A 19,948-nucleotide genomic window follows, 5' to 3' on the forward strand; every position below is an offset into this window, starting at 1 on the left:
AGCGGACGCCCCGGGGCTGAACCCCGCGGATCGTCCCGCGTTAGTATTCGAGCTACCCCGTGCCACGGCAGCGGAGCAGAGCGATCCTCGCACAATGATCGTATCTTTTACAACCACTGATCGTATTTTTCGGAGGCGTCATGGCGCAGGCATCCCACGGGTCCGTGCTCGACGCGCTCGGGCTCCGCATCGCCTCCGGCGAGCTCGCTCCCGGATCGGTGTGCACGCTGGCCGACCTCGAAGCCGAGTTCGGCGTCTCTCGCACGGTCATCCGCGAAGCGGTTCGCGTGCTGGAGGCGATGGGGATGCTCTCGTCTCGCCGACGCGTCGGTCTCACCGTGACGCCGACGAACGAGTGGAGCGCGCTCGACACCCGCCTGATCGGCTGGCAGCTCGCCTCGCCGCGCCGCGACCACCAGATCGTCGTGGTGAACGAGCTGCGTTCCGCCGTCGAGCCGATCGCGGCGCGCCTGGCCGCTCAGCGCGGCACCGATGTGCAGCGTTCAGAGCTCCTGCGCCTCGCTTCGCGACTCGAGGAGCTGGGCCGGAGCGGCAAGGGCGCCTCCCCGGAGTATCTCGCGGTCGACATCCAGTTCCACGACCTCATCCTCGACATGAGCGGCAACCTCATGCTCGCGGCCAACAAAGCCGCGATCGCCGCCGTCATCGCGGGACGCTCCGACGTGGGGCTCACCCCCGCGGTTCCCTACGAAGAGGCCCTCGACAACCATGTGCGGACCGCCGCGGCGATCGCGCGCGGCGACGCCGACGGCGCCGAGCGCCACACCCGGGGATACGTCGACGCGGTCCTCAGCGAGGTGCGGGCGCTGGTGTGACCAGCCCGTCGGGCCGACCGCCCCGGAGCGCCGTCACGAGCGCGTCGATCGACTGGTCCGTCATCCGCTGCACGGCACCGCTCGTGTGACCTCCCGCATGCGGCGTCGCCACCACGCCCGGGTGCCCGACGAGCGGCGAACGGGAGGGCGGCTCGGTCTCGTAGACATCGACCGCCACGCCGTGGAGGCGCCCCTCGTCGAGCGCACGGCGGGCCGCACCCTCGTCGAGCAGTCCCCCTCGAGCGGTGTTGACGACGATCGCCCCCGGCGGCAGCAGGCCCAGCCTGCGCTCGTCGAGCAGATGGCGCGTCTCGGGGAGCAGCGGGACGTGCAGGCTCACGACGTCGCTGCGGCGGCACAGCTCGTCGATGTCCACCCGCTCGACGCCGGCCTGCGCGAACACCTCGTCGGGGAGCATCGGATCGAAGGCGACCACCGTCATCCCCAGGCCCCGCGCCCGTTCGGTGACCAGGCGCCCGATGGCGCCGAAGCCGACGACTCCCGCCGTCGCACCCGTGAGCTCTTTGCCGTGGAGTCTCGGCCACTCCCCCGCGCGCACCGCTTCGTCGAGCCTCGGGATGCGCCGCGCGGCGGCCAGGACGAGGCCGATCGCGAGTTCAGCGACGGCGATCGCATTCGCCCCGGGAGTGCGTGTGACGGTGACGCCTCGCGACGCGGCGGCATCCAGGTCGACCCGGTCGACACCCACCCCGTAGCGGGCGAGGACACGCAACCGGGGCGCGGCCGCGAAGACGGACTCGTCGTACTCGTCGAGTCCGGCGATGATCCCGTCGACGTCCGCGACGAGCGGCACCAGCTCCGCCGCCGTGAGCGGGCGCCCGTGGGGATTGACGATGACCTCGCCGACCTCCTCACGGAGTCTCCGCAGCGACGCGCCGTCCGGATCGCGGCAGAGCGACGTCGGCGTCACGAGCACCTTCATCGCGCCGCCTGCGACGATCCGGGCACGGTGCGCTGGTACTGATCGAGGTAGCGCGCGAAGCCTTCGTCATACCGGTCGCGGTGCTCCGCGCGTGGCGTGATCGTCCGCACCTCCACGTCGTCGAAGGCGGGATGCCGCAGGTCGAGCCCACTCGCGAGCATCCCCATCCGCACCGCGCCGACGATCGAGGTGTGCTGCTGAGCCGACACCTGCATCTCGACCCCGAAGACGTCGGCGGTCAGCTGGGTCCAGAAGGGCGACGAGAGGACGCCGCCGGAGAGGACGATGCGACGGGGCGTTCCCCCGAGCGCCGTGAGCTCCTTGTAGCAGTGGAAGAGCGAGTACACGATGCCCTCGAGCACCGACTGGTACATGTCGACCCGCGAATGAGCAGGCGCGAGATCGACGAAGCCGCCGCGGCGCTGGTCCTGCCAGCCCGGGCTCCGCTCGCCGAACAGGAACGGCAGGAAGACGGGCAGGTCCACGCGTTCCGTCGACAGCGACGGCTCGATGTCGAGGTAGTCCGTCGACGCTCCGAACAGGCGGTCGCGCGCCCAGTCGACGCAGTTGCCGCATCCCGAGGTCGCGGCGCCGCTCAGCGCACCGAGCGGCGAGCGGTACGACCAGGTGCTGAGGGTGGGCGAGAACGCCGGATGGCGCGACGCCACCCGGAGCGCACCGCTGGTTCCCATCGAGAAGGTCATCTCGCCGGGTTCCGTCGCGAGGTCGCCGATCTGGTTCAAGCCGCCGTCCGGGCCGGGTGTGAGCACCGGGATGCCCGCGGTGAGCCCCAGGAGCACCGCGGCCTCCGCCGACAGGGGTGCCGTCGCGGTCGTCTCGTGGAGCTCCGGAAGCCGGACGCGGCCGAGGTCGAACCGGTCGATGACCTCGCGATCCCACGTCGCGTCCGATGCCGACAGCAACCCGCTGCCGGACGCGAGCGAGTCGCTCGTCCAGATCTCACCGGTCATCCGGGCGAAGATCAGGCTGGCCTGGTCGAGCGCGAGCAGCCCGTCGATGTCGAGGCCCTGCGACCGCAGGTGCTGGAGCTTGAACACGGGGTAGATCGCGTTGACCATGCATCCCGTGCGCTCGTAGAACCACCACGTGAAGTCGTCGTCAGCGCGCAGGGCCGCACTGAGGTCCTGCGCTCCGGTGTACGGCCATTCCATCACCGGAGTCACGGCGGAGAGGTCCTCGGAACGCAGCGTCAGGCCATGCCAAGTGCCGCTCAGCACGATGAGGTCGATCCGCTGGCCGGCGGCGGCTTCGCGGCCGAGCGCCATGAGCTGGATGTAGATGGCGTCGCCGTCCCGGACCGCGGAGTCGGGCCCGTCGACTTCGAACCTGCGGCTGCGGACGGAGACCGCGCCGGTGTCCGTGTCGAAGAGCATGGTCTTCGCCGAGGTGGTGCTGGCTTCGAGAGCGAGGATCTTCATGAGGGCCCATCGTCGGGTGTCCGGCGGGCAGCAGCGTCGCCGAGACCCAATGATATGATCATTCGGCCGACGATGGACACCCCGAGGAGAAACATCATGGTCGCTGTTCTCGATCAGATCGCCCGCCACCGCCTCGTCCCGGTCGTCGTGGCCGACTCCGCCGAGGAGGGTCTCTTCATCGTCGATGCGCTCGCCGAGGGCGGGCTCCCGGTGGCGGAGATCACCTTCCGCACCGCGGCAGCGCCCGCCGCCATCGAAGCCATCGCCGAGCGAGGCGACGTGCTCGTCGGGGCCGGCACGATCGTGTCGCCCGCCCAGGTCGATACGGCCGTCGCCGCGGGCGCCCGTTTCCTCGTCTCCCCCGGATTCCATCCCGCCGTCGCCGAGCGAGCCGCCGACCTCGGAGTTCCCCTCGTTCCGGGAGCCGTCAGCGCGACCGAGATCATGGCGGCGCTCGCCGCCGGCATCACGACCCTCAAGTTCTTCCCCGCCGAGACCTCGGGCGGCCTCCCCGCCCTCCGCGCACTGGCGGGTCCTTTCGGCGACCTGCGGTTCGTGCCGACCGGCGGAATCGACGCCACGAACCTCGACGCCTACCTCGCGCACCCGCAGGTGACCGCTGTCGGCGGTTCGTGGATGCTGCCGCGGGCCGCCGTCGAGGCGCGCGAAGCCGTCCGCATCATCCGAGCGACATCCGACGCCGTCACACGCGTCGCGGCCTTCTCGCAAGCCGCTCCGGCCAGCCTGCCGAACGGATAAAGTGGCGAGAGAGCCAGGCTCTCTCGCAGTCCCTGGCACCCCCACCCGCACGCGAACCTGGAGCTACGCATGGCGTCGACCCCCTCACCGACAGGACCCTCGACCGATCAGGATCAGGCGCCGCACGAAGCGGCCACGGTCCACGAGGGCGCCCCGCGTCCCGAGGAGGTCGACCGTCCGACCCCCGACGAGAGCAGCGCTTCCGCCGAGGCCGGCTCGGGCTCCGCCAACATCGGTGTGGTCGGACTCGCCGTCATGGGCTCGAACCTCGCCCGCAACCTCGCGAGCCGTGAAGGGAACACGGTCGCCGTGTTCAACCGCTCGCGTTCGAAGACCGATGAGCTCATCGAGACCCACCCGGAGGCGGGCTTCCTCCCCGCCTTCTCGTACGAGGAGTTCGCGGCCAACCTGCAGAGGCCGCGCACCGCGATCATCATGGTCAAGGCCGGCCGCCCCACCGACGCCGTCATCGACGAGCTCATGCGCGTCTTCGAGCCGGGCGACATCATCGTCGATGGCGGCAACTCGCTCTTCACCGACACCATCCGCCGCGAGAAGGCGGTCCGCGAAGCCGGCTTCAACTTCGTCGGCATGGGCGTCTCCGGCGGTGAGGAGGGTGCCCTCCTCGGCCCCTCGCTCATGCCCGGCGGCCCCGATGAGTCCTGGGTGACCCTGGGCCCGATCCTGAAGTCGATCGCCGCCGTCGCCGAGGGCGAGCCCTGCGTGACGCACGTCGGCCACGACGGCGCCGGACACTTCGTGAAGATGGTGCACAACGGCATCGAGTACGCCGACATGCAGCTCATCGCCGAGGCCTACGACCTCATCCGCCGCGGCACGGGCAAGTCGCCCGCCGAGATCGCCGACATCTTCGCCGAGTGGAACCGCGGCGAGCTCGAGTCGTACCTGATCGAGATCACCGCCGAGGTGCTGCGCCAGACGGATGCCGCCACGGGCCAGCCCCTCGTCGACGTGATCGTCGATCAGGCCGGCGCCAAGGGCACCGGCGCGTGGACCGTGCAGACCGCGCTCGACCTCGGCGTGCCCGTCTCCGGCATCGCCGAGGCCGTGTTCGCGCGTTCGCTCTCGAGCCACCGCGAGCAGCGCGACGTCTCCGGCTCGCTGCCCGGCCCCGACGACGCCTCGTTCACCGTCGACGACGCCGACGCCTTCATCGAGCAGGTGCGCCTCGCGCTCTACGCCTCGAAGATCGTCGCCTACTCGCAGGGCTTCGACGAGATCCGCGCCGGTGCTGCCCAGTACGGCTGGAACATCGACCTCGGTGCCGTGTCGAAGATCTGGCGCGGCGGCTGCATCATCCGCGCGCAGTTCCTCAACCGCATCGCGGACGCTTACGCGACCGGCGACGAGCTCCCCGTCCTGCTGACCGCACCGTACTTCGTCGAGGCGCTCGGCCGAGCCCAGGACGCATGGCGCCACGTCGTGCAGGCCGCTGCCGGTGCCGGCATCCCGGCTCCCGCCTTCAGCTCGTCGCTCTCGTACTACGACGGCCTGCGTGCGGAGCGCCTGCCGGCAGCCCTCATCCAGGGCCAGCGCGACTTCTTCGGCGCGCACACCTACAAGCGCATCGACAAAGACGGCACCTTCCACACGCTGTGGTCGGGCGACCGTTCCGAGGTCGAGGCCGAAGACACGCACTGACCCCGACTTCCGAGGTTACGAGGCCCCGTCGAGCATTCTCGCTCGGCGGGGCCTCCGCCGTATGCGACGACGCGAGACGTCAGAGAGTGCGGACAGTCAGAGCCAGTCGTTGCGCTTGAAGATCCCGTACAGACCGGCGCTCAGGAGCACCATCAGCCCGAGCGCCATCGGATAGCCCCACGGCTGCGCGAGCTCGGGCATGAACTTGAAGTTCATCCCGTAGACGCTCGCGACGAAGGTCGGTGCGAACCCGATCGCCGCCCACGAGGAGATCTTCTTGACCTGCTCGTTCTGGCGCACCTGGACGACCGTGAGGTCGGCCATCTTCTCGTCGAGCCGCTGGTTCACGAGGGTCGCGTGGATCGTCAGCGCATCGTCGAGGGTGTGTCGCATCGACTGCACGCGCTCCGCCACATACTGGGCGCGCCCCCGGACGTCGTCCCACCCGGCGGGCTCCGTGCCCGCTGCCGCATCGGTGAGGGTCGCTCCGAGCCGCGTCAGCACGTCGGGCAGCGGCGACGTGGCGTGCGCGAGGTCGATCACCTCGCGCTGCAGGTCGAAGATGCGCCGGGACACACCGGGGTCATCGCCGAAGAGCTGGTCCTCGATCTCGTCGATGTCGTTCTCGACGCCGTCGAGCACCGCACGGTAGCCGGTCGTCACGAGTTCTGCGAGCACCCACATGACCGATGCCGGTCCGCGGCGCAGGAGCTGCGGGTGCTTCTGCAGCCTGCTCCGCAGTTCAGCGAGATCGATCCGGTCCGACCGCGTGACGGTCACGATGACGTGGGGGGCGAGGAAGACGTCGATCTCGTCGCAACGGACGGTCTCGCTCTCGTCGTCGTAGTGCGCGGGTTGCAGCACCACGAACGCGTGGTCGCCGTACCTCTCGAAGATCGAGCGCTGGTGCGGCCGCAGGGCTTCCTTCACCGCGATCGCAGGCACCCCGAGTGCGGTCGCGCGCGCCTCGAGCGCAGCGTCGCCCGCATCCACGAGCGCGACCCAGGCGAAGCCTCCCCGCTCCTCCGCCAGCGCGACCGCCTCCTCCGGCGGCATCCCCTCGCCCGCCGCTGCGCCGTCGACGTAGACCGCCGTCTCAACGTTCGTCATGACGTCACCGTATGCCACCGCGCATGCTCACAGCCCAGACATAGCATCGTCCATAGCTTCTCCATAGAGAACGCCTCACAATGGCAGCATGACCACCCCAGCACCCGCCACCCTGCAGCGTCCCGACGGCTCCCCGCTGCGCGTCCTCGTCGTCGACGACGAACAGATGCTCACCGACCTGCTCTCGATGGCGCTCAAGATGGAGGGGTGGGAGGTCCGCTCCGCGGCATCCGGTTTCGAAGCGCTCACGCTCGCACGCGAGTTCGAGCCCGATGCCATGGTCCTCGACATCATGATGCCCGACCTCGACGGGATGTCGGTGCTGCAGCGGCTTCGGCAGTCGGGCGACGATGTGCCGGTGCTGTTCCTCACGGCGAAGGACTCCGTCGGTGACCGGGTCGCGGGCCTCACTGCCGGCGGCGACGATTACGTCACGAAACCCTTCAGCCTCGAGGAGGTCGTTGCGCGCCTGCGCGGCCTGATGCGGCGGGCCGGCACCGCTACGGCGGGCGGCGCCGATCCGATTCTGCGTGTCGGCGACCTGACGCTCAACGAGGACTCGCACGAGATCGAGCGCGCCGGGACGAGCATCGAACTCACCGCGACCGAGTTCGAGCTGCTCCGGTACCTCATGCGCAACCAGCGCCGCGTCGTGTCGAAGGCGCAGATCCTCGATCGGGTCTGGAACTACGACTTCGGTGGACGCTCCTCGGTCGTCGAGCTCTACATCTCGTACCTGCGAAAGAAGATCGATGCGGGACGCGAGCCGCTCATCCACACCGTCCGAGGCGTGGGCTACATGATCAAAGCGCCGCAGTGATCGCCCTCCCCGGACGCGCGCACGAGCTCGGGCGCCGCCGTGTGCGGAAGCGCTGGACGCTGCAGACGCGACTGATGCTCACCGTCGTCAGCGTCGTCGCGTTGACGCTGATCGCTAGTGCGGTCGGACTCGCCACCACGATCAAGACAGTCCTGGTTTTGACCGTCGAGACGAACGCGGTGTCACTCACCCGCAACCTTCAGTTCTTCGACAGCAGCGGCTACGTCGTGCGACTACGTAACGCAGAAGAGACGATCGCGGGAACGCAGGGGCTCCCGTACGGCTACACACTCCTCATCCAAGACCCGCGCGGGCCCCTCACCGGTGCGACCTTCGACGGCGAAGAAGGCATCCGGAGCCTCACCGCCGACGAGCTCGGCGACCTCGCCGCGGCAGACCTCAGCTCCGGTCCCGTCACGATCCAGATCGGCGACCTCGGCGCCTACCGTGTCGTGTCGTTCAAAGTGGGCGACGCCACGGGCCTGGGTGCGATGCCGCTCGCGCAGGTAGACAACACGGTCGCAACCGTCGCCACCACGATCACCATTGTCACCGTCGGCGGCTTGCTTCTGTTGGGCGCAGCAATCGCCGTCGTCATCCAACGAGCCCTCCGCCCGCTGCGCGTGGTCGCAGACACCGCGACGCGCGTGGCGTCGCTCCCCCTGTCGCAGGGCGCTGTCTCCATCACCGAGCGCGTGCCCGCCGAAGAGACCGACGACCACGACGAGATCGGCCGAGTGGGCGCCGCCCTCAACACACTGCTCGACCACGTCGACGAATCCCTCGTCGCACGACAGCGCAACGAGGAGCGCATGAGGTCGTTCGTCGCGGACGCCAGCCACGAGCTGCGCACCCCGCTCGCCTCGATCCGCGGATACTCGGAGCTCTCGCTCCGCGCGATGCGCCAGGGAGTGCCCGGCGTCGAAGAGACCACGACAGCAGCGCTCGAGCGCATCCAGGCGCAGTCGTTGCGCATGACGAGCCTCGTCGAAGATCTGCTGCTCCTCGCGCGACTCGACGAGGGACAGGAGCTCGTCTACGGAACCGTCGACCTCACCGCGCTCGCGATCGACGCCGTGGCCGACGCGCGCGCAGCGGGTCAGGACCACGAGTGGCGGCTGGATGTCGGTGACGAACCCGTCGTCGTCGCGGCGGACGCCACCCGCATCACGCAGGTCGTCGCGAACCTCTTGGCCAACGCCCGCGTCCATACTCCCGCCGGGACGACCGTCACCACCGCCGTGCGCGTCGCCGACGGAACCGCGATCCTCTCGGTCCACGACGACGGCCCCGGTATCGATCCGGCCGTCGCCGACGAGATCTTCGAGCGCTTCTCACGCGGCGACAGCTCGCGGGCACGTCAGACCGGCGGCACCGGCCTCGGACTGTCGATCGCACGCGCGATCGTCGCGGCGCACGGCGGCTCGCTGACGGTGCAGAGCGAGCCGGGATCGACCACGTTCGAGCTCCGCCTGACGGCGCGACCGGCTGACCCGGGAACCGCGGGGGTCGCGGCGGGGCCGGGCGGCGGGGCGGCCGGGGACGGCGGGGCGGTTTCGGACGGCGGCGCGGTTTCGGACGGCGGCGCGGTTTTGGACGGCGGCGCGGTTTCGGACGGTCAGCCTCTCGGCGATCCCGACGACGAGCTGCCGCGATGACCTAGACCACACTGCGGGTCATTGCGCTTCGGCGTGAGACGAGGTTCCGCGAAGACGAGCGGTCACTCGCCTGGCGCAGGCGTCAGTGCCGCTGTCGCGGTCCGGCTCGGGTGCCGGTTCGGGTTGCGGTGCCAGCGGCGGAGCAGTCGCGAGAGCGGGCCCTTCCTCGCCATCCGCCGTCCGCCGTCCGCCGTCCGCCGTCCGCCGTCGCGAGGGTCCGGCACCGGCGCCGGCGGTTCCTCCCCACGTGGCGGGTCGAATGAGTTCTCACCCTTCGTATCTTTGTTCGACTTCAATGTCGGACCCTGCTGCCACAATGGGAACATGACAGCGAACGCGGGTGGTGGTGCGGACGGTGGCGAGGTCTCGCCGCACGGCCCCGCGATCGCGGCGTACGGCGAGGCGCTCGCGCTGGTGCATGACGCGGATGTCGCGTCGGTGCGGGCTCTGGCTGAACTGGGCCGGTCGGCGTTACGTGAAGCGCGCCGTGAGGGTGTGCGCGGGATGGCGTCGGACATGGAGCTGCGGTCGGTCGCGGCCGAAGCGGCCGGGCTGGCGCGGCGCAGCGACCGGCGCCTGCAGGCCGACATCGACCATGCGTTGACGATCGTCGATGACTACCCGGCCGTGTTTGAGGCGTGGGAGCAGCGGCGGATCACCCGCGACCACATCGAGGTGGTCGTCAAAGCGGGAACCGGGCTGCCCGATGAGGTGCGGGGCGAGTTCGAGGTCGCCGCGATAGCGGTCTGTGAGCGGGATATCGCGACGCGGGTGAAGCCGGCCCTGCGGGCCCTGGCCGAGCAACTTCACGAACGCACCTTCACCGACCGGCACCGAGAAGCCGCCGCGGGCAGGTGCGTTCGGGTATCGCACGGTGCGGACGGGATGTCGGACCTCATCGCCACCCTCCCCACCGTCATCGCCGCCGGAATCCTCGACCGCCTCACGCAGATGGGGCAGTCCGTGAAGGACGCCCGGGCTGAGGGTGCGGGGACGGATGCTGCGGGAGCGGATGCCGCATCGGATGTCCGGACGATGGACCAACTGCGCGCGGACATCCTCGGCGACCTCGTCCTCAGCGGGGCACCCGTCGTAGACCCGACCTACGGGGCCGACCGGGCCGGTGGGCTCGGCGCGATCCGAGCACGGGTGCAGGTCGCCGTGACCGCTGAGACCCTGACGGGCACGGATGAGAACCCAGCCGAGGTTGTCGGGGCCGGGCTCATCGACGCCGACACGGTACGACAGCTCGCCGGGCAGGTATCGGAGTGGGATCGGCTGTTCATCGACCCGGTCACCCGCACCCCGGTCGAGATCGACACCTACCGGCCCACCGCGGCCATGAAGAAACTCCTCACCGCCAGAGACCAGCACTGCCGGTTCCCCGGATGCCGACGAGCCGCGATCCGATGCGAACTCGACCACACCATCGACTACACCCTCGGCGGGCACACCCACATCTACAACCTCGCCCACCTCTGCCAAAGACACCACTCGATGAAGCAATTCACGAAATGGGAAGTGCGGCAGGTGGGAGGCGGGGTTCTGGAATGGACCTCACCCCTCGGGCGGGTCTACCGCGAAGACGCACCGACGCCGGCGGTGTGCTTCACGATCGACACGGGCGACACCACCGACACGACGAATCCACCACCGGACCCCGCACCCGGTGAAGCCTCACCCGACGAACCACCACCCTTCTGACGCCAGCCCTCCGACGTCAGCCGCGCTCGACGCCGGCCATTCGTCGCCGGCCATCTGACGCCAACGACCCGACGCCAACCGCGCTCGACGCCGGCCGTTCGTCGCCGACCAACTGACGCCAGCAATCCGACACGAGCCGCGCTCGACGCGGACCATCCGACGTCAGCGATCCGACGCCGACCATTCGACGCCAGCGATCCGACGCCAGCGATCCGACGCCGGCCATTAGACGCCGACCATCCGACGCCAGCCCTGCTCGACGCGCGCTCGACCCGCGGCTCGCAGCGCGGGCGTCTCAATAGCCGGCGAATGCGTCGGTCGTGAGCGAGCGCGCCTTCGACAGCGCGGGAGCCAGGTCGGCGATGAGTCGAGGGGGGCCGGAGATGAAGGCGTGCCGTTCGCCGAGATCCGGCACGAGACCTGCGAGCGAGTCGGCGCTCAACCGCTCGCCCCCGGTCCAGCGCCAGTGATCGGGAAGGTTCCGCGGCTCATCCCGCGTCACCACCATCACCGGGATACCCGCAGCGATGATGTCGTCGCGGAATGCCAGCTCCTCGGCATCCGATGCCACGTAGACCATCACGACGTCACGCTGCTCCCCGGACAGTCGCATCTCGCGCAACTGCGACACGAAGGGCGTCACGCCGATCCCCGCAGCGACCAGCAGGACCTTCGCATCCGTCCGCGCGGGCAGCACGAAATCGCCCCACACACCGGTGACGGGAAGATCGCGACCGGGCTCGACCAGCGCGAGGGCCTTCTTGTAACTCGACTGCGACCCCTCGCGAATCGCGATGCGCACCTCCGGCAGCTCCGCCGGCGCCGAGACGATCGAGAACTCGCGCCGTGTCCCCCGCGCGTCCACCCGACGGTGCGGCACCTCGAGCTCGAGGTACTGGCCCGGACGGAACCGGAAGCCGCGATGAGCTCGGAATGTCAGCTCGCGAACGGACGGGGTCAGCGCAGTGCGCTCCACGAAGGTCAGCCGCACCGCAGCACGGTAGGCGAAGACGAACGCGAGCAGGTTGCCGATCAGCAGCGCACGCTCCTGGCCCAGGCTCACGTCGCCGATGAGGATCGGCCATCCGGCGAGAGCTCCTACGAGCGCTGCCACCGCGTACTGCTGTCGCCGACGCGGCGGCAGCGTCAACGGCTCCGACAGCATGAACGCGCCGAGGAAAAGGAACGGCGACGACCACAGCACCTGCCCGATGACGGTCGCGTCGACGGGGAGCGAGACCTGCGCGTACTGCACGAACGTGCGCGCAAGGGCGACAGCGACCGCCACGACCAGGAACACCGCGACGACCCGCACCTTCTCGGTTCGCACGAGCACGAGCGCCCCGAGCACGACGACAGGCACCGCGAGCACGGGCGACCCCACCCACCATGCCGAGGCGCCGAGGTCGGGGAACGGGATGCTGAGCACCGTCAGCACCGTCGCTCCGGCGGCGGCGGGGTTGAAGATATGGCGTCCGCGCCAGGCCAGCAGATACTTCGACGCCGAGGCGACCGCTCCCGCGATCGCGAGCCCAGCCAGCCCCGCGGGTTCGAGCGTCGGGCGCAGGACGAACAACAAGATCAGGGCCGTGATCGCTGCCGACTCGACGCGCCAGGTACGACCGAGCAACCGCTGCGCCACGGCATCCACCGCGATGATCGCGACGGCCAGCACCACGAGCGAGACCGGCAGGGCCACGGGATCGCCCGCGATCTGACCGGCGAGCGTCAGGACGAACGCGATCGCCGCGAGCACGGACAGCGCGACGAGGACGAACCGGTACATCGACACGCGTCCGAGCGCACCGACGACACGGTTCCGAAGGGCCGTCAGGGATGTCATACGAACAACTCCGCTTCGCAGTGAGGTGACCATTCGACGGACCCGTCGGTGCGCATCCGCACCCACGATGCCCTGCTGCGCTCCGCGAACCGCGGGCCGCCGTCGAAGAACAGGGCCGTGGCGACGGCATCCGCCGTCATCGCATCGGCGGCGACCGCCCAGGTCGCCGCGTAGCTCCGCACCGGCTCGCCGGTTCGGGCGTCGAGAACATGGTGCAGACCGTCGCCCCAGGCGCGGCGGTTGGTCGCCGAGGCGCACAGCGCCCCGGCATCCAGCGTCCACACTCCCACCGCACGTGAGGCGTCGTACGGATGCTCGAGAGCCACGCGCTGGCTCACCCCGTCGATCGCCAGATCGCCGCTCGCATCGACGACGAGCCAGCCGGTCGTGCGCCGACGCAGCTCTTCGAGCACGAGATCGACGAGACGCCCCTTACCGACGGCGCCCACATCGATCGTCGCGGGCCGGTGCAGCGTGAGCCGGTCACCGGATACCTCGACGACGTCACGCCACTGGTCCGGTGCCGCGACCGCTCCCCCGTCGCGCATCGAGTACGACGCGTCGTACCCGCGCCGGGCGAGCGCATCTCCCACGAGCGGATTCACCGCACCGTCCGTGGCATCCGCCAGCGCACCATAGAGAGCCACCATCGCCGCGCCATCCGGCGGTGCGGCGACAGAGCCGCCCGACGCCAGCCGACGGACGGTCGAATCCTCTCGAAACCGCGACCAGTCGCGGTCGAACGCCTCGACCAGAGACGTCACCGCCGCGCGATCGACGTCGCGCAGCGGTCGTTCGCTGTCGACACGCCAGGAGGTTCCGATGGCCTCGAACTCCCACCGTCCCGCAACGGGCGCTACGGCGGTCATGCCGCCGCGTCGGTGCGGATCTCCTCGACGGCCGCGTTGAAGCCGCCGCTCGTGAGCGACGAGCCCGCGACACGGTCGACTTTCACGTCGTCGAGGCTCTTGCCGACGACGGCATCCGAGATGCCGCCGATGAACTGCGACTGATACTGCTTGCTCTCGCGTCGGGTCGGCTCGCCGGTGACCTCGACCGCCGTCACGGCGTCCGACGCGATCGTGAGCTGCACCGTGATCGTCTCGGGCCCCTCCGGGGTCTGATAGGTGCCCTCGGCCGTGTAGGTGCCATCCGTGTAGGTTCCGCCGGTGGCACCCCCGTCCGAGCCGGCCGAACCGGTCGAGCCGGTCGTGGGTGTCGCGTCGGATGACGGCGCCGCGCCCGACCCGGGCTGCTCGGCGTCGGCTTGTCCCGCACAGCCGGCCAGGAGCGCGAGCCCGGCGACGGAGGCCGCGGCGGCGGTCACTCGGAGTGAACGGGGTACGGCAGTGGCGTGGATCATGAGGGTCCTCCTGTGTCGTGCCCCTCCGGGGGGAGGTGGGCTGATCTCACGCTAGCGGCCCGTCACCATGGTGCCCCTCTGTTGTTCCTATGCGTTTGCATCGAGTCGGCGAGGCGTCCGCCACAATGCCTTCAGCCCTTCCACCGCGAAGAAGATCGCCACGGCGAAGCCGAGCGGAAGCAGCCACGCCTGCGCCGACAGCGGCCGCGACTCGAACAGGACGTTCATGAAGGGCACATACGTGTAGATCAGCTGCAGCCCGACGAGCGCCGCGGCCGACCACCAGATCACTCGATTGCCCCGCAGGACATCACGAGTCACGCTGGACCGGGTCAGGAAGCGACAGTTGAGCAGGAACGCCAGCTGTCCCAGCGCGAGCACCGACACCGACACCGTTCGAGCGACGTCGAGGTCGGCGCCCGTAGCCCGAACGATCACGAACGCGGCGAGTGTCGCGCCACCGATCAGCACCGAGACGACCAGGACGAACGCGAGCTCGCGCAACGAGATGATCGATCCCCCGCTCGACCGCGGCGGTCGCGACATGATCCCGGGCTCGGCCGGCTCATAGGCGAGAGCGAGCGAGAGCGTCACCGCGGTGACCATGTTCACCCACAGCACCTGCACCGGAGACAGCGGCAGCGCCAAGCCGAAGACGACGGCGACGAGGATCACGAGCGACTGGGCCCCATTGGTGGGCAGCAGGAAGACGACGGACTTGCGCAGGTTGTCGTAGATCCGGCGTCCCTCGCGGATCGCCGACCGGATCGTCGCGAAGTTGTCGTCGGCGAGCACGATCTCGGCAGCTTCCTTCGTCGCCTCCGTGCCCTTGATGCCCATCGCGACACCGACGTTCGCGCGGGTGAGGGCGGGCGCGTCGTTGACGCCGTCACCCGTCATCGCCACCACCTCACCGTGCGACTGGAGAGCCCGGACGATACGGATCTTGTGCTCGGGACTCGTCCGTGCGTACACGTCGACCTCACGCACGACATCCTTGAGCTTCTCCTGGCTGAGCGACTCGAGCTCTCCCCCGGTGAGCACGCGGGGCTCGTCCTCCGATATCAGCCCCATCTCGCGACTGATGGCGACGGCGGTTCCCGCGTGGTCACCCGTGATCATCTTCACGCGGATGCCGGCCCGGTGGCAGTCGGCGATCGCCTCGATGGCTTCGGGGCGCGGCGGATCGAGGATGCCCCACAGCCCGAGGAACTCCAGCTCCTCGACGTCGTCGAGTCCGACCTCGTCGAGACGCGACGGTTTGCGGGCCGCGGCGAGGACACGCAGACCCTCCGCGCTCAGCTCGGCGACGGCGGCATCCCAGAACTGCCGGTCGAGTTCCTCGGGTCCGCGGGCCCCACGCTGACGCGCCGACCGGTCGAGCAGACGGTCGGGTGCCCCCTTCACGAGCAGCGCCCGAGACCCGTCAGGGCCCTCGTTGAGCGTCGCCATGAACTTGTTCTCCGAGTCGAACGGGAGCACATCGATCCGCCGGACACCGTCGGCCTCGCCGTCGTGGCCGCCCTTCATCGCCACGACGCGCAGGGCACCCTCGGTCGGCTCGCCGACGAGCTTCCAGCCATCCTCGTCCGACATCACATCGGCGTCGTTGCAGAGGTCCGCGACGGCCAGAACGGCCGAGAGGTCGCCGCCTGCGCTTTCGGCTCCACCCGTCCGCTCGATCGCACCGGTGGGCTCGTACCCCGATCCCGAGACGTCGTACCGGGCGAGCGGCGTGACGATCCGCCGCACCGTCATCTCGTTCTTCGTCAACGTGCCGGTCTTGTCGGAGCAGACGGTCGTGACCGAGCCCAGGGTCTCGACGGCGGGGAGCTTGCGCGTGATGGCCCGGCGCCGGGCCATCTGCTGGACGCCGATCGCCAGCGTGATCGTCACCAGCGCCGGGAGGCCCTCCGGAATGGCTGCCACGGCGAATCCGATGGTGGCCGAGACGAGCTCGCCGGACGGCATCCCGTGGACGAAGCGACCGATGAGCATCATCGCCGCCGCCATCCCGAGGATGACGAGCGTCAGGACCCGCCCGAAGGCGTCCAGCTGCTTCGTGAGCGGGGTCGTCAGCGCACCGGCGCCGCCGACCAGCGCCTGGATCTTGCCGATCTCGGTGCGGGCGCCGGTCCCGGTGACGATCCCCTGGCCCTGCCCGGCCGACACGATGGTTCCGGAGAACGCCATCGGCGTCCGGTCGCCGACCCCGGCGTCGACGTCCACGGGATCCGTCCGCTTGGACGCCGGAACCGACTCTCCCGTCAGAGCCGCCTCGTCGATGCGCAGCTGGCTCGCCTGGATGAGCCGGAGATCGGCGGGGACCTTGTCGCCGGGCGCCAGGCGCACGACGTCTCCGGGCACGAGATCGGCGGCAGGCACCTTCCGCCATGAGCCGTCACGCCGCACGCTCGCATCCGACGACAGCATCCCGCGGATGCCCGCGAGCGCCTTCTCCGCCCGACCCTCCTGCGCGAACCCGATGACCGCGTTGATGATGGCGACCGCGAGGATGACCCACACATCGAGCCAATCCGCCATGACCGCCTTGATCGCGGCGGCGGCCAGCAGGATGTAGATCAGGGTGTCGTTGAAGTGCGAGAGGAACCGCAGCCACGCGGGCGTGCGCTTCGCTTCCGGGAGCACGTTGGGCCCGATGACGTCGAGGCGTCTCGCGGCGTCGTCCGAGCTCAGCCCGTCGGCGCTGGTTCGGAGCGCCCCGGAGACCTCATCGACGGGACGAGCGTAAGAGCGAGGCGACTCGAGGTCCGCCTCGGAGAGGGGGGCAGCCATGCCGCCGATCCTACGGCGTGGGGGCGTCCGCCACACCGGCCGCCGCCGTGCAAGATCCCCCGCCGTGCCGCCAACAGGCTGAACGGCCTCCGGACACCGCCGAGGCGCCCCGCGCACCCGGTCAGCCTGACGACGGGACAGCCCGCAGGCACGGCCACCGGACATTCAGCCCTTCGGCAGGACAGCCGGCCGAGGGGAGGAGGTCCGACGAACACGACCGCGGTGGGTGTGCCCTGCACAGGCCCAACCCGCCCGTAAGCGGCCGCGGACCATGCTCCGGTGGCTCTCAGCCTGTGGACGGCACACGGTGGATGCCGCAGGGACGGGGCTGGCAGGGCCGGGCCGGCGCGGGGCGGGGTGGCTCGAGGCTCGAGTCAGGCGGCGCCGTCGAACATGCTGGTGACGGAACCGTCCTCGAAGACCTCCTTGATCGCGCGCGCCAGGAGCGGGGCGATCGGGAGGATGGTGAGGCCGGGGAAGCGCTTGTCGTCGCCGAGCGGGATGGTGTCGGTGACGACGACCTCGTCGATCGCGGCATCCTGCAGCCGATCGACGGCCGGGTGGCTGAAGACGGCGTGCGTGGCGGCGACGATGACGCGCTCGGCGCCGCTGTTCTTCAGAGCCTGCGCGGCCTTGACGATGGTGCCGCCGGTGTCGATCATGTCGTCGACGAGCAGGCAGACGCGTCCACTGACATCACCGACGATCTCGTTGACGGTGACCTGGTTGGCGACGTTCGGGTCGCGACGCTTGTGGATGATGGCGAGCGGCGCACCCAGGCTGTCCGACCAGGTGTCGGCGACCCGCACCCGGCCGGTGTCGGGCGAGACCACGGTCAGCTTCGCCCGGTCCTCCGGGCTGAGCGTGCGCTCGAAGTGCTCCAGGAGCACCGGCTTGGCGAACAGGTGGTCGACGGGTCCGTCGAAGAAGCCCTGGATCTGTGCGGCGTGCAGATCGACGCTCATCACACGGTCCGCGCCGGCGGTCTTGAACAGATCCGCGACGAGACGCGCGCTGATGGGCTCACGCCCGCGCCCCTTCTTGTCCTGACGCGAGTACGGATAGTACGGCGCGACGACGGTGATGCGCTTGGCCGATGCGCGCTTGGCGGCATCCAGCATGATGAGCGTCTCCATGAGCCACTCGTTGACCGGCGGGCCGAACGACTGCAGGAGGAAGAAGTCGCAGCCACGGATCGACACCTCGAAGCGCGTGAGGATCTCACCCGACGCGAACGTGCGGTGCTCGGTGGGCACGAGCTCGGTGCCGAGCTGGGTCGCCACATCGGCCGACAGCGCGGGGTGCGAGCCACCGGATGCCACGACGAGGCGCTTCTTGGTCTTGGCGACCAGTCCCGGGGCGATCCCCCGCGAGACGTCCAGGTCAACCGTGTTCTTCTTGCGAGCCATCGTCCGCTTCCTGTGAAGACCGCACGCGTGCCGCTGCTGCGGCGGCTGCAGTACCGGGTCTGTTCTTCTCGACCCACCCTGTGACATTGCGCTGGGGGGCGACGCTGAGCGCGAGAGCACCGGCCGGGACGTCCTTGCGGATGACCGCTCCGGCGCCCGTCTTGGCGCCCTCACCGATCTTAACGGGCGCGACGAAGACGTTGTGCGAGCCGGCGTGGACCTCGTCGCCGATGACGGTGCGATGCTTCGCGAGGTCGTCGTAGTTCGCGGTGATGGCGCCGGCGCCGAGGTTCACGCCGCGGCCGATCTCGGCGTCGCCGACGTACGACAGGTGCGGCACCTTGCTGCCTTCCCCGATGACGGCGTTCTTCGTCTCGACGAAGGTGCCGATCTTGCCCCGCTCCCCCAACTGCGTGCCCGGCCGGATGTACGAGAAGGGCCCGACGGTGGCGCCCGCGCCGATGACGGCGAGAGTAGCGTCGCTGCGCGTCACCGAGGCGCCGGCCCCGACCTCGCAGTCGGTCAGCGTCGTGTCGGGGCCGACCGTCGCCCCCTCCGCGATCACCGTCGCGCGCAGGATGTGCGTGTTCGGAAGCACCGTGACGTCGGGTGCCAGGGCCGCCGTGACGTCGATCCAGGTGGTCGCCGGATCCTGGATCGTCACGCCTTCGAGCTGCCACCGACGCACCGTGCGCGCGTTGAGCAGGCGCCCGGCCTCGGCGAGCTGCACGCGGTCGTTGACGCCGACGATGAGGCTCGCGTCACCCACCGGCTGCGCCGCGACCGCGAGGGAATCGGCCCGCAGCATCCCGACGACGTCGGTGAGGTACTTCTCGGCCTGCACGTTGGCCGTGCTGATCCGTCCGAGCCGCTCGCGCAGCGGCGCCGCCTGGAAGGCGTACACCCCGGCGTTGATCTCGTCGACGGCGCGCTCGGCGTCCGTCGCGTCCTTGTGCTCGACGATGCGGTCGACGCCACCGGCGGTGTCGCGGATGACGCGACCGTAGCCCGTCGGGTCGCTGAGGTGAGCACTCAGCATGGTGGCGGCGGCGCCCGATGCGCGGTGCGTGCTCAGCAGCACGCGCAGCGTGACGTCGTCGAGGAGCGGAACGTCCGCACTGAGCACGAGCACATCACCGGCGAAGTCCGGCAGCCGGTCGAGCGCGACCTCGACGGCCCGGCCCGTGCCGGGGATCTCGTCCTGGTCGACCACGACGACCTCGGGTGAGACGCCGAGCACGGCTTCTGCGACACGATCGCGCTCGTGCCGGACGACGACGAGCACATGAGCGGGCGCGAGGTCGCGCGCGGTGTCGAGCACATGCCCGACGAGGGGGCGACCGCCGATGCGGTGCAGCACCTTCGGGAGGGACGACTTCATCCGCGTCCCCTGCCCCGCGGCGAGGATCACGACAGCGAGACGGGGGTCGAGTTGGGTGTCGCTCATGCTCCGCCGCCAGGACTCGAACCTAGACCTCACAGCTCCAAAGGCTGTCGTGCTGCCATTACACCACGGCGGACCGCCGCACCGAGATGCAGCCCGACAAGTCTGCCAGAGCGCGCGGTGCCGCGTCTCCGCATCGCCAGTGTCACGGTTCGCGGTTCG

The 19,948-nt window shown here is 69.9% G+C and carries 15 protein-coding genes and 1 tRNA gene; 6 read left to right on the forward strand and 10 right to left on the reverse strand.

The window, feature by feature from the left end:
* Positions 1 to 140 precede the first annotated feature (140 nt).
* Positions 141 to 836, forward strand: coding sequence for a FadR/GntR family transcriptional regulator (locus AA0Y20_RS12320; RefSeq protein ID WP_412939481.1), 696 nt, complete (start codon positions 141 to 143; stop codon positions 834 to 836).
* Here AA0Y20_RS12320 and AA0Y20_RS12325 read toward each other — a convergent pair.
* Positions 811 to 1,779, reverse strand: a complete 969-nt coding sequence (locus AA0Y20_RS12325) for a phosphoglycerate dehydrogenase (RefSeq protein ID WP_412939483.1) — start codon at positions 1,777 to 1,779, stop codon at positions 811 to 813. The genes AA0Y20_RS12320 and AA0Y20_RS12325 overlap by 26 nt on opposite strands.
* Positions 1,776 to 3,218 (reverse strand): gluconokinase, encoded by a 1,443-nt coding sequence (locus AA0Y20_RS12330; protein WP_412939484.1) that lies wholly within the window; start codon positions 3,216 to 3,218, stop codon positions 1,776 to 1,778. The genes AA0Y20_RS12325 and AA0Y20_RS12330 overlap by 4 nt, the downstream gene beginning before the upstream one ends.
* 96 nt (positions 3,219 to 3,314) lie before the next feature.
* Here AA0Y20_RS12330 and eda point away from each other — a divergent pair, with 96 nt between their 5' ends.
* Complete coding sequence (eda, locus tag AA0Y20_RS12335) at positions 3,315 to 3,977, forward strand: bifunctional 4-hydroxy-2-oxoglutarate aldolase/2-dehydro-3-deoxy-phosphogluconate aldolase (RefSeq protein ID WP_412939485.1); 663 nt, start codon at positions 3,315 to 3,317, stop codon at positions 3,975 to 3,977.
* A 69-nt stretch (positions 3,978 to 4,046) separates the two neighbouring features.
* Positions 4,047 to 5,639, forward strand: a complete 1,593-nt coding sequence (gene gndA, locus AA0Y20_RS12340; RefSeq protein WP_412939486.1) for an NADP-dependent phosphogluconate dehydrogenase — start codon at positions 4,047 to 4,049, stop codon at positions 5,637 to 5,639.
* 96 nt (positions 5,640 to 5,735) lie between these two features.
* Here the strand turns inward: gndA and AA0Y20_RS12345 are convergent, their stop codons facing one another.
* A complete protein-coding gene (locus AA0Y20_RS12345; RefSeq protein WP_412939487.1) occupies positions 5,736 to 6,749 on the reverse strand; it encodes a magnesium and cobalt transport protein CorA in 1,014 nt (337 codons plus the stop codon).
* 88 nt (positions 6,750 to 6,837) lie between these two features.
* On the opposite strand from AA0Y20_RS12345, the gene AA0Y20_RS12350 reads away from it, so the two are divergent.
* The 3 genes from AA0Y20_RS12350 to AA0Y20_RS12360 all read left to right on the forward strand — a co-directional run bounded on the left by AA0Y20_RS12350 (position 6,838) and on the right by AA0Y20_RS12360 (position 10,931).
* On the forward strand, positions 6,838 to 7,569 hold the full coding sequence (locus AA0Y20_RS12350) for a response regulator transcription factor (RefSeq protein WP_412939488.1): 732 nt from the start codon (positions 6,838 to 6,840) through the stop codon (positions 7,567 to 7,569).
* Positions 7,566 to 9,227, forward strand: a complete 1,662-nt coding sequence (locus AA0Y20_RS12355) for a sensor histidine kinase (protein ID WP_412939489.1) — start codon at positions 7,566 to 7,568, stop codon at positions 9,225 to 9,227. Before AA0Y20_RS12350 ends, AA0Y20_RS12355 begins: the two co-directional genes overlap by 4 nt.
* 324 nt (positions 9,228 to 9,551) lie before the next feature.
* Positions 9,552 to 10,931, forward strand: coding sequence for an HNH endonuclease (locus AA0Y20_RS12360; protein WP_412939491.1), 1,380 nt, complete (start codon positions 9,552 to 9,554; stop codon positions 10,929 to 10,931).
* A 295-nt stretch (positions 10,932 to 11,226) separates the two neighbouring features.
* On the opposite strand, the gene AA0Y20_RS12365 is transcribed toward AA0Y20_RS12360, so the two are convergent.
* From AA0Y20_RS12365 to AA0Y20_RS12395, 7 genes are all read right to left on the reverse strand, one after another.
* Complete coding sequence (locus AA0Y20_RS12365; protein ID WP_412939492.1) at positions 11,227 to 12,774, reverse strand: FAD-dependent oxidoreductase; 1,548 nt, start codon at positions 12,772 to 12,774, stop codon at positions 11,227 to 11,229.
* Positions 12,771 to 13,643: an FAD:protein FMN transferase gene (locus AA0Y20_RS12370; RefSeq protein ID WP_412939493.1), complete on the reverse strand. Its 873-nt coding sequence runs from the start codon at positions 13,641 to 13,643 to the stop codon at positions 12,771 to 12,773. Before AA0Y20_RS12370 ends, AA0Y20_RS12365 begins: the two co-directional genes overlap by 4 nt.
* Entirely contained in the window at positions 13,640 to 14,137 is a 498-nt protein-coding gene (locus AA0Y20_RS12375) for an FMN-binding protein (protein WP_412939494.1), read from the reverse strand. Before AA0Y20_RS12375 ends, AA0Y20_RS12370 begins: the two co-directional genes overlap by 4 nt.
* An 87-nt stretch (positions 14,138 to 14,224) precedes the next feature.
* A complete protein-coding gene (locus AA0Y20_RS12380; RefSeq protein WP_412939495.1) occupies positions 14,225 to 16,933 on the reverse strand; it encodes an HAD-IC family P-type ATPase in 2,709 nt (902 codons plus the stop codon).
* 374 nt (positions 16,934 to 17,307) lie between these two features.
* Positions 17,308 to 18,342, reverse strand: coding sequence for a ribose-phosphate diphosphokinase (locus AA0Y20_RS12385; RefSeq protein ID WP_412939496.1), 1,035 nt, complete (start codon positions 18,340 to 18,342; stop codon positions 17,308 to 17,310).
* Positions 18,317 to 19,789, reverse strand: a complete 1,473-nt coding sequence (gene glmU, locus AA0Y20_RS12390) for a bifunctional UDP-N-acetylglucosamine diphosphorylase/glucosamine-1-phosphate N-acetyltransferase GlmU (RefSeq protein WP_412939497.1) — start codon at positions 19,787 to 19,789, stop codon at positions 18,317 to 18,319. The genes AA0Y20_RS12385 and glmU overlap by 26 nt, the downstream gene beginning before the upstream one ends.
* Position 19,790: 1 nt before the next feature.
* Positions 19,791 to 19,862: transfer RNA gene (locus AA0Y20_RS12395), tRNA-Gln, on the reverse strand.
* Between the last annotated feature and the right edge of the window lie 86 nt (positions 19,863 to 19,948).

This window comes from Microbacterium pratiae, assembly GCF_047302165.1.
GTDB lineage: Bacteria > Actinomycetota > Actinomycetes > Actinomycetales > Microbacteriaceae > Microbacterium.